The organism is Lysinibacillus sp. FJAT-14222, assembly GCF_001278875.1.
Classification (GTDB): Bacteria; Bacillota; Bacilli; order Bacillales_A; family Planococcaceae; genus Lysinibacillus; species Lysinibacillus agricola.
In genome coordinates, this window is the sequence record NZ_LIYL01000060.1 from 20,675 (window position 1) to 35,217 (window position 14,543).

Genomic DNA, 14,543 nt, shown 5'->3' on the forward strand with positions numbered 1-14,543 from the left:
TTTTTATGTTAAGTAACTTTAATAATGATATTCGATTTAATAATAGAAAAAACTATTGCCTTGTTCATTACTTTTTTCGTTACGTAAATGCAATTTTGATGTTGTTTTACTCTGCGATGAGGGGGAGCGTCAGGAAAATGAGGATTTACAACTTAAGGAAATTCTAATATAAAAAGGCCGATTTCTCGGCATTAAAATCGAGAAATTGGCTTTTTTCGTTACTACATAAACGCGTCTGGTAATAGGGTAACCGTCCTTTTATCCATGACAGGTTGCATTTAATGCCGTCCGTTATGACAGTGGCTTTAACTTGACGTATTCAGTTATTACAATATTTCAATATACCCTGCTGTTCCATGTACGCGAATTCGTTGCTCGTCTTTTATCAGTTTGATGGCATTTTCCACCCCAACAACTGCAGGTAAGCCATATTCACGTGCGATAACTGCTCCATGGGTCATCAGTCCACCAACTTTGGTCACTAGACCTTTTATGGATACAAACAATGGTGTCCAGCTAGGGTCAGTATAGGAGGTTACTAATATATCTCCATCTTCTAAATCAGCATCATCCATGTTTAAGATGACACGAACCCGTCCCTCTATAACTCCAGAAGAAACAGGTAGCCCTACCATAGCTTCGACTGGGATATTTTCTCGCTTGTATTCACCAGCGACGATTTCACCATCAGACGTGATAACACGTGGGGGAGTAAGTTTTTCATATAATTTGTACTCGTCTTTTCGTTTACTGATGATCTGATAATCCAGTTTATTAGTGTGTACGATTTCGCGAAGTTCTTCAAAAGTGAGATAATATATCTTCTTTTCATGAATAACGTTAGCATGCATGAGTTGTTCGACTTCTTTCAGTAAAGCCTTCTTATAAACAAAATAGCGATTAATCATGCCGTATTTTGGATATTCACGATAAAAAGGCGCTACCTACTGAGCAATGGGCAGTCAACCTTATTTGTCACTCTGTAGCGAATACACGTTTTGAGGAAGATTTACAGTTAATTGAACAATTCCGGCCACCAATTGTCATTACTTCACTAGGTAATCCAAAGAGAGTTATGGACATTGTGCACGGTTAAGGTCTATGCAGATGTTGCGAACGTCAAGCATGCTAAAAAGTCTGCTGCCACAGGTGTAGACGGACTAATCCTTGTTTGTGCAGGTGCTGGCGGTCATGGCGGGCAACTGAACCCATTTGGCTTTGTATCTGCGGTAAAGAAATTCTTTACGGGGACAATCATTTTATCAGGCTCCATCTCTGGCGGTGCAGACGTATTAGCTACTCAAATAATGGGAGCAGACTATGCCTATATGGGTACTCGTTTTTTAGATTGTGATGAAGGAAATGCACCTGAGGAATACAAAAATATGGTGATTGAAAGTGATACCTCTGATATTTTATATACCGATGCCTTTAGCGGTGTCCATGTTAATGTATTAATTCCATCTTTATTGAAGGAGGGCATTGATCCAACGACATTGAAGCCAAGAGAGGACGTTGACTTGACACATCTTGTTAATGTCAAGGCATGGCGAGATATTTGGTCTGCCGGACATGGCGTTACCAATATTGTCAAACGAGAGTCGGTTCGTGAAATACTCAAAACATTGGAAGTAGAGTACGAGAAAGCAAAGCAGCAAATAATTTCAGTACAGCCATTGTAAAAACTATAAAAAAGGGCAAGTCCAACTAAATGCATCAGTTGGACTTGCTCTTTAATTTTTAATCATGATTCAAAGTAGCTGCAATTTCTGGTTGTTGCTCAACTTGAAGCAGCATATTGAAGGATGCAATGGCTACTTCTACTTGGTCATCCTTAGGTTCACGTGTTGTCAGTAATTGTAGCCATAAGCCTGGATAGCCAAGGAAGCGTAATACGGGAATATTACGGCATGCATTTGTCGCTTGAAGTACTTCAAACGATATACCAAGAACAACTGGAATTAATAGAATACGGTCCAAAATGCGTAACCAAAGTGGATCAGTTGGCACGAAGAAATATAAAAACATGCCTACAAAGACAGTGAACAGCATAAAACTACTACCGCAACGATAGTGTAAGCGTGATTGTGCTTGTACATTTTCCACTGTTACGTCCATACCAGCTTCATAGCAATTGATAACCTTATGTTCTGCACCATGATATTGGAATACTCGTTTAATTAGTGGCGTTAAAGATATAAAATATAAATAGGTAAGTAGTAAAAATAGCTTAATGCCACTTTCAAGTAAAATTTGACCGGTTTTGCCCTCTATCCATTTAGAGAAAAAATCCGCAATAAATACTGGTATTAATGTAAAGGCGAATTTACCGAATAAAAAGGAAAGAATACCTACAACTGCAACGCCTAAAATCATTTGAAGCCTTGAGCCTTCTTCTTTATGCTCCTCTTCCTCACCAGGAGTAATATCGTAACGATCCCCTGAAAATTGCATATGACGAGAGCCTAAACCAGCTGATTCAATCAGTGCTACAACGCCTCGTACTAATGGAATTTTTTTAAGCTTTTGTAAGATAGGATTTTGAACTTTTTTATAATGATAATAATCAATGGAATCATCGTTACGGCGAATAGCTGTAATCGTATGTTCCTTTCCTCCGAACATTACACCCTCTAATTGTGCTTGTCCCCCGTAAACAGGTGAATTGCTCAAGGCTAACACCACTCTCTTTATATATTTCAACTGTACCATTGTACTAAATTTAGTGAAAAACCTCTAGAGTTACGCATAGTAAAATTTCTATATGGCTACACTAATCGTACAAATTAGGAAATGATTAACGTTAGAAAATAAATTCGTGGTACAGGTTAGGGGGGTTTTGCTTGAAAGTAGCTAGTATTACATCACTCGTCAGTGCACTTGTTTTAGCATTGTGTTTAAAGGGACTACATTACTTCCATCTCATTAAATGGAATCCGATAGGTTTTTATAAAAAGTGGGAGATGTTTGAAGGTAGCTCAAAACTATTTCAATGGAGCTTTCTCATCCTCGTCTTATTTATCATTGGATTTTTATTATTTATTACATTGAGATACGTCTATATTATCCCGGCTGTTCTAACTTCTTTTTTGCTCGGCCTTTTTTTATCAATCACATTAGAATGGATTGTTCTTGATTTGCCTTTACAATCTTCTTCCTTTAAAAAACTATCGATCCCTTTCATGGTCATTGTTATTTGTCTATTACGATTCTTGCTTGAAACAGCGAATTTTCATCAGAAAGAGCACACAGCACAAAAAGGAAATTAGTTGCTGTCTGGATCTTGTATGATAAAATAAATGGCAAGTACATAGAAAGAGGCGAATATGCGTGAAGTTATTATGTTTGAATGGACCTAATCTAAATCGTCTAGGTAAACGTGAGCCACATATTTATGGTCATGAGACACTAGACGATGTGAAGAAGAATGTTCAGAATCTTGCGGCGTCTTTAGGTGCCACTGTCGAGTTTCGTCAATCTAATCATGAAGGGGTACTTGTTGATTGGGTGCATGAAGCAGAAGACGAAAAATATGATGGTATTATCTTTAATCCTGGTGCATATACCCATACAAGCATAGCGTTACATGACGCAATTGCAGGAATCTCTGTGCCGGTTATAGAAGTACATATTTCAAATATCCATAAACGTGAGGCTTTCCGTCATCATTCCTATCTTGCTCCGGCATGCCTTGGTCAAATTTGTGGACTAGGTACGAAAGGCTATGAACTGGCACTACGCACATTTATTGAGAAGGAGAATGGATTATGTTGAAATTACAAAAGATACGTAAGTCACTTCAAGAACAAAATATCGATGGCATTTTAATTACGAACGGGTACAATCGTCGTTATATGACTGGTTTTACAGGTACAGCGGGCGTAGCGATTGTTTCTCAAAATGATGCTGTGTTTATCACAGATTTTCGTTATACAGAGCAAGCAGCTGCGCAAGTACAGGACTTCCGAATTGTGAAGCATGAGGCAACAATCATCGAAGAAATTGCAACGCAAGTAAACAACATGGGCATCAAATTATTGGGCTTTGAGAAAGAAACTGTTAGTTATGGCACATATGAGCTGTATAAAACTAAAATTCAAGCTGATTTAGTACCGATTTCTGGGCTAATTGAAAAAATTCGCTTGATTAAGACGCAACAAGAGATTAATATTATTAAGGTTGCGTGTGAAATTGCTGATCACGCATATACACATATCTTAAACTTCATCAAGCCAGGTAAAACAGAGCTTGAGGTTTCGAATGAATTAGAATTTTTCATGCGTAAACAAGGAGCAACTCAGTCCTCGTTTGATATAATTGTTGCGTCGGGTCTTCGCTCAGCTTTACCACATGGCGTTGCAACGAATAAAGTGATTGAAAAAGGCGACTTTGTTACATTAGATTATGGAGCGCTGTACAATGGCTATATCTCGGATATTACACGTACTGTGGCAGTTGGCGAGCCGTCTGAAAAATTAGTGGATATGTACAACGCAGTACTTGCTTCCCAGCTTTTAGCACTTGAAAAGGTAGGCCCTGGCTTAACAGGGATTCAAGCAGATGCGATTGCACGTAACTACTTAACAGAAAAAGGCTATGGCGCGGCATTTGGTCATTCTTTAGGACACGGTATTGGTCTTGAAGTACATGAAGGTCCTGGCTTATCGATGCGTTCTGAAGTGGTGCTAGAGCCAGGTATGGCCGTAACGATTGAACCAGGAGTGTATTTACCAGGAATCGGTGGTTTACGTATCGAGGACGATATTTTAATCACAGAGACAGGTAATGAACTACTAACTCATTCGTCAAAAGAACTTATTATTTTGTAAACTATGGAGGAACACAAATGATTTCAGTAAACGATTTCCGTACAGGTCTAACTATTATTGTAGATGGCCAATTATATCGCGTGTTAGATTTCCAACACGTTAAACCAGGTAAAGGTGCTGCGTTCGTACGCTCTAAATTACGTAACCTACGTAACGGTTCAGTAAACGAAAAAACTTTCCGTGCTGGTGAGAAAGTTGAAAAAGCACAAATTGATAACCGTAAAATGCAATACCTTTATGCACAAGGTGACGAGCATGTTTTCATGGACTTAGAATCATATGAGCAAACTGAACTTGCTTCAGATGCCATTGAATATGAATTAAAATTCCTAAAAGAAAACATGGAAGTTCATATTCAATCATACCAAAGTGAAATGCTAGGTGTTGAATTACCAAACACTGTTGAGCTAGAAGTAACAGAAACAGAGCCTGGTATTAAAGGTGATACAGCTTCTGGTGGTACAAAACCAGCAACTCTTGAAACAGGTCTTATTGTACAAGTGCCATTCTTCGTAAACCAAGGTGATAAGTTAATCATCAATACAGAAGAAGCTTCTTACGTTTCTCGTGCGTAGTGATTAAAAATATACGGCCTACTCTTTTCTGAAGGGTAGGTTTTTATTTTTTTCTTATACATATAAAGCTTAATCAATCGAACTTTGTGACAATAGATAGAAGGGTAGTAGCTTTTTTTATAAGCGTTACATTTGTTTCTATCATCTGATAGATGGTCATACCTGGAAGAAATGTTTACAATAAAAGTAAGGAGTGAATACTATGCTACAAACAATTATTGAAATACCAACCCCAATTATTCAAGCGCCAATGGCTGGTGTAACATCGCCAAAATTTGTGGCTGCCTGCGCAGAGGCAGGTATTTTAGGCTCAATTGGAGCGGGCTATTTAGATGGGGAGCGAACGAAAAGCTTTATTCAGGAAGTTAAACAACTAACAAAAAAACCGTTCGCAGTTAACTTATTTGTACAGGAAGAGCCACGTATTGATATCGATGTTCTTCAGAAGGCTCGAATGGCTTTACAACCATTTTACGACGAGCTAGGACTTTCACCTGTGCAAAGTGTTATGTCCAAGGAAGTATTTGAAGGACAAGTGCAAGCTGTTCTTGATGAAAATGTAGCTATTTGTTCCTTTACATTTGGCATTCCATCAGCAGATATCATTCTTCGCTTAAAGGACAACGATGTTTATGTTATTGGCACAGCTACTACATTAGAGGAAGCAAAGCGTGTAGAACAAGCGGGGATGCATGCTGTTGTTCTACAGGGTGGCGAAGCTGGTGGGCATCGCGGTTCTTTCACTGAACCTATGCAATTAATCGATTTATACGATTTACTTCAGCAAGTAGTAGGACAAATCTCCATTCCAATTATCGCGGCAGGAGGAATTGTCACAAAAGAGGCTGTCGAAAAAGCACTAGTAATGGGTGCACAGGCAGTTCAAATTGGTACAGCTTTACTTGTGGCTGATGAGTGTGAAATTTCCCCGCTCTATAAAAATGCCGTGCTCCAATCAAAAGCTCAGCAGACGACGATTACTCGTGCTTTTTCGGGTAAACCAGCAAGAGGCTTAGCCAATGATTTTACGGAACGTATGAAGGATGCTATTGTCGCACCATATCCATTGCAAAATGATTTAACTACAACTATTCGTAAAGAAAGTGCAAAACGGGGCAATGCCGAATATTTATCGATGTGGATGGGCGAAAATAGCTATTTAGTGAAACAAACAGGCTCTGTGAAAAGCATCGTTGAAAAATTACTATAACTTCTTTCATGTCGAATCCGGATGCAATTATGCCAAGGCATAAATTAATTTCATTAATATCCAAGATCTCTATACATATGTATGGAGGTCTTTTTTTTGGGTTAGCAACATATATTGCTGTACACGAGGGGGCGTATGAATGGAATTACAAGACGTATTAAGAGTCGCTGGAGTGGGACTAGTAGTTGCGCTTCTTCATGTTTTCTTTGATCAAACAGGAAAGAAAGAATTTTCATTTTTCCTATTTTTCATTGCCTACTTATATATGACAGCGGAATTACTGCGATTTTTACGTCTATTTTTCAACGAGATCCTTACATTCTTTCAATGGCTGACCTCTTCCGGGTAGTGTAAATGGAAATTGTCATCATAGCTGTTATCATGCTGCTTTTATTATTGCTTATAAAAGAAGTCATACAACCACTCCATGCGCTAATTAGTGTAATGTTTTCGTTTTTGTTGTTCGGCATGTTGTTCTCGACACTCCTATTGCCATTCATCAAGCAATTGCTAGAGACGTTAGCTTTTTTGCCTTATGCGAAAGCCATTGTGGTAAGTGCTAGCCTTTTTTATATAGGGCAATGGATGTCTATGTTACTTGTAGAACAAAACTATAAAGTACTCGGGAACATTGTCTATGATGGGGTCAAGATTGTCATTTTGTTGTATTGGTTTAAGGAATTTTTGGCTGTTTTACAGGAGGTGTCGGCCATTTTACAACGGCTAAACTAAGGGGCGAAGACATTGCAAGAGCAAATACTTTCGTTTTTAATTGATCCATTCTTTCTATTGCTGAAGATGACGCTCATTTTGAGTGGCTATGTCATCATTATTTTGATTGTTAATATGATGTTACCAGAATTTGAAAAAGGGACAAGAATACTTTTTTTTCTTATTGTACTTGCCACAATAGGGCCTGTAGTTGTGAATTCATTTAAATTAATAGACGAAATAGCACAGGGACTCGCCCATATATTCACTGCATTTTATCCGATTCTTACTTCAAGCTTTCTTCTATCAAGCAGTATTACAGCGATTGCTTCTTGGCAGCCTTTCTTGCTTTTTTTTGTACAAGTCTTAACGATTATTAGTAGTAAGTGGCTTATTCCAGGTGTGCTTTTTGCCATTGTTTTTGATGTTTGCAGTGTCATTGTCAAAGAAATTTCGTTTACGAGAATTGCCGAATTGATTCGTTTTACTATTATGAGCATTGTCTCTGCATCTGTTATTTGTTATGTCATCTTAATGTCAGCAAGTGGTGTTGCGGCATTTAGTGTTAACGCAGCTGTTGCAGAGCCTGTGAAGAAATTAATAGAGGAAAATATTCCGGTTGTTGGTTCCATTATAGTAGATAGCTTTTCGATGTTCCAACATATGACACAATTTTCTTCTTCTATTAGTAGTATTACTGCGTTTATAGCGGTCATTACAGTATCGTTCATTCCAACAGTTCAGCTTGTTGTCAGTGCGTATTCGTTGAAACTGTTAGCAGCTATTTTAGAGCCAATTGCTTTTGATGATATTTGTAGATTACTAGATCATATTAGTAAATCTCTATTTACATTATGTGCTGTATCGTTTCTAATTGCTTTTTCATTTATGTTTTCTTGTTTTTTCCTCATCATTTTTGTGCAAGTTATGGCCGGGGGGAGATAGATTGATTCTTTTATTGGCAATACTCTTTATCTGTCAGATATTTGTTTTTCTAACAGAAGATAAAGAAATAATCTCGCTCACAAAACTTGTCATTGCGTTAGTATTTTTGCAAATGCTATTAAAGATTCCATTTATCAATTCATAGGAGGAAACAAGCGTACATACACTTGAAAAAGAGAAGAGATGAAAGGAGGCAATGTACAAGTGATGTGGAAAAGAAACCAAAAAAAACAACGTCATTTTTAGTCTTAATGCTGATCGCTGCCTCCGTGGGAATTTTCATCATTTTACCAATGTATCAAACGAATACAACGAATGGGCAAGTAACACCGAAAACCAATGAAGAAAAACTTGAACAGACATTGAAGGCTATGAAAGGTGTTGGGGAGGTAAAAGTCTATTTTTATTACGGAGATATGACAGATACGAAGGATGACAATCAACTATTCAGTCAATATTTTCGAGGAACTGAACAAGGCACGAAAGAAGTAACAGGGATACTAATTGTTTCAAAAGGAGCATCAGATATCTTTGTTAAAAATGAAATTCGTGCGGTTGTTAGTCAAGTAATGCAATTGCCGATTCATCGAATTATTATCGTTCCAATGGAAAATAAGGAGGAAAAGTAAATGCGCGTACGTAGAAGAACAGTTTGGTTTATGACATTATTAAGTCTAGTAGCAGTTATTTCAGTGTATTATTTGGTTGATCCAGCAAAGCAATTTAATGGTCTAACTATTTTCACAGATGATGCATTACAGCAAACTGCAGTAACTGGTGTAACAGATCAAGAAGCAACGAAAGATGGTGTGACACAGGAAGTATCTTCTCCAAGTCACTTATTTGAAGAAATGCGCATGCAAGTTAGTGATGAAAGAAGCCAACTTCGTCAACAATTAACACAGAAAATCGGTTCACAAGAATACTCAGCAGAAGATAAAAGTAAGGCTTATAACGAGATGGATAACCTTATAAAACAAGAATCCTCTGAAGCAATGTTAGAAATGCTTATTAAATCTTTAGGTTACTCCGATGCGTTTGTACGAGCGGATGGTGATAAAGTATCGGTAACTGTTATGGCTGAGGAGCTATCAAAAGCTCAAGCGAATGAAATTATTTATTTGGTAAGAACAGAGATGGAAGGCGCAAATGACGTACAAGTAAAATTTAGTGCAAATAACTATTAAAAGATAAAGAAAAAAAGGAATATTCTATTAATTTATTAACATTGTTATATATCAGCATAATGAAAAGGCTTTCGTTTAGTAAAAGAAAGCCTTTTATTTTGTCCATATTTACTTAATTTGCATTTAAGTATTTCAAATTGTTCGAAAAAAATATAAAATAGGGCTTGTAGTAGATTTTATTTCATAAGGAGAGTTAGAGAAATGTTCAAAATTCAAGAAATTCGTGAAATCATTAAATTAGTAGATTCTTCTTCAATTGACGAGTTCGTTTATGAAGTAGATGGCGCAAAAGTTAAGTTAAAAAAGAATGGTGTTGTTGTTACTGAAACTGTAGCAACTAAAAAAGAAGTAGCGGCACCTGTTGTACAACAATCTGCACCAGCGGCAGCTCCAGCTCCAGCAAAAGCTGAAGAAGCACCAGTTGCATCTGAGGCACCAACAAATAACGACCCGTCGTTACATAAAATTGTCTCTCCGATGGTTGGTACTTTCTACCAATCGCCGAACCCAGATTCACCAGCTTACGTTAAAGTGGGGGACAAAGTTGGTAATGAAACAATTGTATGTATCGTAGAAGCTATGAAACTATTCAACGAAATTGAAGCAGAAGTTCAAGGGGGAATCGTTGAAGTACTTGTTAAAGACGGTGAGTTAGTAGAATACGGACAACCATTATTCCTTGTAAAAGCTGAGTAAGGAGTGCACAACCTATGAAAAAAGTTTTAATTGCAAACCGCGGCGAAATCGCTGTGCGTATTATTCGTGCTTGTAAAGAGTTAGGCATTCAATCTGTTGCCGTATATTCAGAAGCAGACGCAGACGCATTACATGTGAAATTAGCAGACGAAGCATATTGCATCGGACCAAAGCTATCAAAAGATTCATATCTTAGCTTCCCGGCTTTACTTAGCGTAGCAGAAAAAACTGGTGCAGACGGTATCCATCCAGGTTACGGTTTTGTATCTGAAAACGCTGACTTCGCTGAAGCTTGTGAAAACGCAGGTATTAAGTTCATTGGACCATCATCTGACTCCATTAAAATTATGGGTATTAAAGACGTTGCACGTACAACAATGGAAGCAGCAGGTGTTCCGCTTGTTCCAGGTACTGGTATCGTTCCAGATATCGAAACAGGTAAAGAATGGGCTGCTAAAATTGGTTACCCAGTGATCATCAAAGCAACTGCTGGTGGTGGCGGTAAAGGTATCCGTGTAGCTCGTACAGAAGAAGACCTTGTAAAAGGTATTGAAATTACGCAAAAAGAGGCTGCTGCAGCATTCGGCAACCCTGGCGTATATTTAGAAAAATTCATCGAGTATTTCCGTCACTGTGAAATCCAAGTATTAGCGGATGGCTATGGTAACGTTGTACATTTAGGTGAACGTGACTGTACAGTTCAACGTCGTATGCAGAAATTAGTAGAGGAAGCTCCATCTCCAGCTCTATCTTCAGAGCGTCGTGCTGAGATGGGTGCGGCTGCCGTTAAAGCTGCACAAGCTTGTAACTATGAAGGTGCCGGAACAATCGAGTTTATTTATGACTACCAAGAAGATAAATTCTACTTCATGGAAATGAATACTCGTATTCAGGTAGAGCACCCAGTAACTGAAATGATTTCTGGTGTAGATCTTGTACAACAACAATTAAAAATTGCATCTGGTGAAAAACTTCCTTTCGCTCAAGATGATATTCAATTAAATGGTTGGGCAATTGAATGCCGTATTAACGCAGAAAATGCTTATAAAAACTTTATGCCATCAGCTGGTACTGTAGATACTTATGTAACGCCAGGTGGCTATGGTGTACGTATTGATTCTGCTGTTTATGCAGGCTATACAATCCCTCCATACTATGATTCAATGGTTGCAAAACTAATTGTTCATGCCAATACACGTGAAGAAGCGATTGCGAAAATGAATCGTGCGCTTAGCGAATTTGAAGTATCTGGTCCTGGTATCAATACAACAATTCCATTCCACCAAGCATTGATGAACAATGACGTTTTCAAATCAGCACAATTCAATACGAAGTTCCTAGAAGAGAATGATGTTTTGGGGACAAGCAAGTAATTGATTATGGCGAAGAAATCTATTAAGATTTCTTCGCTTTTTATTTTTATCGAGAGATTATTTGAATTTATCGATAAGCTTTGTTAATTTATCGAATAAAATTTTGGATTTATCACCTAACTTTTTAAATTGATCGACATAAAGATATACTCTATTGCTTTTTATTTAATTTTGCTAGAATTTGTTTTAGTGTTGAATGTATATTTTGTAGAGCAATTAGTATAAAGCCTAGCATTATAAATGTAACAATCTCACCTGTAAAAAATGAAAATACTCCTAAAATCAAGGCATACAAATAATACCATGTATTCATTTCGTTTCTCCTTATTTTTTGACATTTATCTAACTAAGATAAGTTATCTATTTCCAAATTAGCTGTAAATTCCATCTATACAAGAATTGTAGCGTATAATCTTGTTTTTGGAAATTAAAATAGGAACAGGAAGTATTTTTGTGCATGACATAATCAACGTCAGGTTTCCAAGCGTAATGGCTAATAGGAGGATTCAGTCTTCTGTATTGGTTAATTTGCAAAGAGGGAGGGAGAAAAAGATAAAATATTTAATTGTGGGGTAGCGCTGTTTTTGCTTTTTTTACAGTGGCATCGCCTACATTATTGACAATAGCAAATTAGTTTAGGAGGATGATTTATTTTGAATATTCTTCTTAGTGTTCTACTAGTTATTGTTTATGTTAGGTTTATGTATTATCTTTTTGGGGTTTTAACGAAATTTATGAAACGGAAAAGTTCTGATTTCATTGTGCAAATTTTACCCGGTTGGATTTTACTAATGATTTCAAGTAGCATTGTAATAATGTTAACTCCGGATTATTTAACATATCAAAAAATTTTCAGACTAATGATGTTCATTTCTATTGGAGTTTGTATTATTTCGATATTTTTATTAATTGTGGTAAAAAAGATCAGTTTAAATAAATACAATACTATTATTTTGAAATTGAAAGCAAATAGGGGTATAAAATAAGGACTATTTCTTCGCTTTTTATTTTTATCGATAAGTATTGTTGATTTATCGAATAAAATTTTGGATTTATCGCCTAACTTTTTAAGTTTATCGCTCAACTTTTTAAATTTATCGACATAAACCTTACTGAAGCCAAACTTTCCTTTTTATAGTATAATAAGCGTAAGTACAGCATTTGTTTGTGATGTGTAAGGGAAAGGATGATATTTGTATGGCAGAGAAAGTAGGACAATCTTTCGTACAACCAACGCCTTCTGGAAAAGAAGAACTTGGGAAAATTGAAGTAGCAGCGGAAGTAATCGAGGTTGTTGCTGGAATCGCAGTGAATGAGGTGGAAGGAATCGCTGCGACTCGAGGGAATATTGCAACAGGCGTAGTAGAACGCTTCGGTAAAAAAGTACACAATAAAGGCATTAAATCGGGTGTCACTGAAACTGGTGAGATTGCCATTGATGTATTTTGCTCTGTGAAATACGGCTATGCTATTCCAAAGGTGGCGAAGGAAGTACAAACTCAAATTCGCCAAGCGATTTTTAATATGACAGCACTTGAAACAGCCGAGGTGAATGTACACATTACTGGTATTCTCTTTGAAAAAGATGAGATAGCTGTACCTGTACAAGAATAAAAAGAAGGGTTGCCGATATGATGATTCATTCATCAAGGGGCAACCCTTCTTTTTGGTGTTTTTATAATAATAAGTTGGTAAAGGAAATTTATCAGCAGTGATTTGTATCGCTACTTTATTATATTTCAATATGCTTTGGTTTTCTCCAGAACAAAGCAAGTATAACGCCAAGTGTTAAAACAATTGTCGCAAAGTAGTATGGATAGTTCAAATTAATATCGAACAAAATCCCACCTAAAATAGGTCCAAAGATGTTACCAAGACTTGTGAACATAGAGTTCATGCCACCAACGAAGCCTTGTTCATTACCAGCAATTTTCGATAAATACGAGGTAACGGCAGGACGTATTAAATCGAAGCCGACGAAAATAAAGAATGTAACGAATAATATTGCGAAATAGTGGCTAACAAATGTCATAGCCAAAGTTAAAACAGCAGATAGGACGAGCGAATAACGGATAAGATTGATTTCGCCCATTTTTCTTGTAAGCCAATCGAATAGCACGAGCTGAGCAAGGGCCCCAACTATTCCGCTTCCAGTAATAATAATCGCGATATCTGAAGGTGTAAATGCAAATTTATGATCTACAAATAGACTAAATAACGATTCAAATGCAGCTAAACCAAATGATAGTACGAAAATAAGCACGAATGGAATAAGGTATAGCGGGCTAAAAATACGCTTCATACTGCCTACAATTGATGGTGCAGACTCCGCATCATCTGAAGCACGTGTCGGTTCTTTTAACAATATAATTGACAAGATAGCTGCTAAAAATCCAAGTATACCCGCAGCATAGAATGGTATGCGTGTTCCGAATTCTGCCAAAAATCCACCGATCCCAGGTCCGATAATAAAGCCCGTACTAATTGCTGCACTCATATAACCCAGTGCCTTTGGACGTTGTGACAATGTTGTAATATCAGCGATATATGCAGTCACCGCCGGCATGATGAAGGCAGCACTCACACCACCTAGCATACGTGAGATAAAGAGTATTTCAATAGAGCGTCCAAGCCCGAATAATAGCTCTGAAAAGCCGAATATAAAAAGACCTGCAACGATCATAATTTTTCGGCCAATGTTATCCACCATTTTACCTGCAATCGGTGATACGATAAGTTGAGTAATAGCAAATGCTGCCACCATATAACCAACAACAGAGCCTGAAATGTTTAGCTCATTCATGAGTGTTGGTAGCACTGGTATAACTAAACCAATACCTAAAAAGGCAATGAATAGATTCGATAATAAAATACTTAAGGTTAAAGTTTGTTGCTTATTCATATTGTTCTCCTTCAATCTTTCACGATACATGAAATCTAAATCTACTAGAATACTTCCACGTATTACAATAAACCCTATAGTAACTATAGGGTCAAAAGATTTGTTTTAATTTTTT

At 37.2% G+C, this 14,543-nt stretch carries 18 protein-coding genes and 1 pseudogene; 15 read left to right on the forward strand and 4 right to left on the reverse strand.

Annotated elements, in window-relative coordinates:
• Positions 1–326: 326 nt before the first annotated feature.
• A pseudogene (locus AN161_RS25115) lies at positions 327–929 on the reverse strand (PEP-utilizing enzyme); the annotation flags it as partial.
• Between AN161_RS25115 and AN161_RS30825 the strand changes: the two are divergent.
• Positions 917–1,096, forward strand: a complete 180-nt coding sequence (locus AN161_RS30825; RefSeq protein ID WP_241774650.1) for a hypothetical protein — start codon at positions 917–919, stop codon at positions 1,094–1,096. The pseudogene AN161_RS25115 and the gene AN161_RS30825 sit on opposite strands and share 13 nt — an antisense overlap.
• Entirely contained in the window at positions 1,083–1,682 is a 600-nt protein-coding gene (locus tag AN161_RS25120) for a nitronate monooxygenase (protein WP_053597049.1), read from the forward strand. The genes AN161_RS30825 and AN161_RS25120 overlap by 14 nt, the downstream gene beginning before the upstream one ends.
• Positions 1,683–1,740: 58 nt before the next feature.
• On the opposite strand, the gene AN161_RS25125 is transcribed toward AN161_RS25120, so the two are convergent.
• Entirely contained in the window at positions 1,741–2,673 is a 933-nt protein-coding gene (locus AN161_RS25125) for a DUF1385 domain-containing protein (RefSeq protein WP_082340423.1), read from the reverse strand.
• 170 nt (positions 2,674–2,843) lie between these two features.
• On the opposite strand from AN161_RS25125, the gene AN161_RS25130 reads away from it, so the two are divergent.
• From AN161_RS25130 to accC, 12 genes are all read left to right on the forward strand, one after another.
• Positions 2,844–3,269, forward strand: a complete 426-nt coding sequence (locus AN161_RS25130) for a hypothetical protein (RefSeq protein WP_053597051.1) — start codon at positions 2,844–2,846, stop codon at positions 3,267–3,269.
• A 61-nt stretch (positions 3,270–3,330) separates the two neighbouring features.
• On the forward strand, positions 3,331–3,774 hold the full coding sequence (gene aroQ, locus AN161_RS25135) for a type II 3-dehydroquinate dehydratase (RefSeq protein WP_053597052.1): 444 nt from the start codon (positions 3,331–3,333) through the stop codon (positions 3,772–3,774).
• Positions 3,768–4,829 carry a Xaa-Pro peptidase family protein gene (locus AN161_RS25140; protein ID WP_053597053.1) on the forward strand — a complete coding sequence of 354 codons (1,062 nt, stop codon included), beginning with the start codon at positions 3,768–3,770 and terminating at the stop codon, positions 4,827–4,829. Before aroQ ends, AN161_RS25140 begins: the two co-directional genes overlap by 7 nt.
• A gap of 17 nt (positions 4,830–4,846) precedes the next feature.
• A complete protein-coding gene (efp, locus tag AN161_RS25145) occupies positions 4,847–5,404 on the forward strand; it encodes an elongation factor P (protein ID WP_053597054.1) in 558 nt (185 codons plus the stop codon).
• A gap of 202 nt (positions 5,405–5,606) precedes the next feature.
• Positions 5,607–6,614: a nitronate monooxygenase gene (locus tag AN161_RS25150; protein ID WP_053597055.1), complete on the forward strand. Its 1,008-nt coding sequence runs from the start codon at positions 5,607–5,609 to the stop codon at positions 6,612–6,614.
• Positions 6,615–6,753: 139 nt separating this feature from the next.
• Positions 6,754–6,963 (forward strand): hypothetical protein, encoded by a 210-nt coding sequence (locus AN161_RS25155; protein ID WP_012295089.1) that lies wholly within the window; start codon positions 6,754–6,756, stop codon positions 6,961–6,963.
• Positions 6,964–6,968: 5 nt separating this feature from the next.
• Positions 6,969–7,346 carry a hypothetical protein gene (locus tag AN161_RS25160; RefSeq protein WP_053597056.1) on the forward strand — a complete coding sequence of 126 codons (378 nt, stop codon included), beginning with the start codon at positions 6,969–6,971 and terminating at the stop codon, positions 7,344–7,346.
• Between the two features lie 12 nt (positions 7,347–7,358).
• A complete protein-coding gene (locus AN161_RS25165) occupies positions 7,359–8,270 on the forward strand; it encodes a stage III sporulation protein AE (RefSeq protein WP_053597057.1) in 912 nt (303 codons plus the stop codon).
• 167 nt (positions 8,271–8,437) lie between these two features.
• Positions 8,438–8,899, forward strand: coding sequence for a hypothetical protein (locus tag AN161_RS25170; protein WP_241774651.1), 462 nt, complete (start codon positions 8,438–8,440; stop codon positions 8,897–8,899).
• The gene (locus tag AN161_RS25175; RefSeq protein ID WP_053597059.1) at positions 8,900–9,457 is read left to right on the forward strand and encodes a SpoIIIAH-like family protein; all 558 of its coding nucleotides are present in this window, start codon (positions 8,900–8,902) and stop codon (positions 9,455–9,457) included.
• A gap of 201 nt (positions 9,458–9,658) precedes the next feature.
• Complete coding sequence (accB, locus tag AN161_RS25180) at positions 9,659–10,153, forward strand: acetyl-CoA carboxylase biotin carboxyl carrier protein (protein ID WP_053597060.1); 495 nt, start codon at positions 9,659–9,661, stop codon at positions 10,151–10,153.
• A 14-nt stretch (positions 10,154–10,167) separates the two neighbouring features.
• Complete coding sequence (gene accC / locus AN161_RS25185; RefSeq protein WP_053597061.1) at positions 10,168–11,526, forward strand: acetyl-CoA carboxylase biotin carboxylase subunit; 1,359 nt, start codon at positions 10,168–10,170, stop codon at positions 11,524–11,526.
• 151 nt (positions 11,527–11,677) lie between these two features.
• Here accC and AN161_RS30265 read toward each other — a convergent pair whose 3' ends face one another.
• Positions 11,678–11,839 carry a hypothetical protein gene (locus AN161_RS30265; RefSeq protein ID WP_198926943.1) on the reverse strand — a complete coding sequence of 54 codons (162 nt, stop codon included), beginning with the start codon at positions 11,837–11,839 and terminating at the stop codon, positions 11,678–11,680.
• An 884-nt stretch (positions 11,840–12,723) separates the two neighbouring features.
• Here AN161_RS30265 and AN161_RS25195 point away from each other — a divergent pair.
• Positions 12,724–13,140, forward strand: a complete 417-nt coding sequence (locus tag AN161_RS25195) for an Asp23/Gls24 family envelope stress response protein (protein WP_053597063.1) — start codon at positions 12,724–12,726, stop codon at positions 13,138–13,140.
• Between the two features lie 118 nt (positions 13,141–13,258).
• Here the strand turns inward: AN161_RS25195 and AN161_RS25200 are convergent, their stop codons facing one another.
• Positions 13,259–14,479: an MFS transporter gene (locus AN161_RS25200; protein WP_277815983.1), complete on the reverse strand. Its 1,221-nt coding sequence runs from the start codon at positions 14,477–14,479 to the stop codon at positions 13,259–13,261.
• Positions 14,480–14,543: the final 64 nt, after the last annotated feature.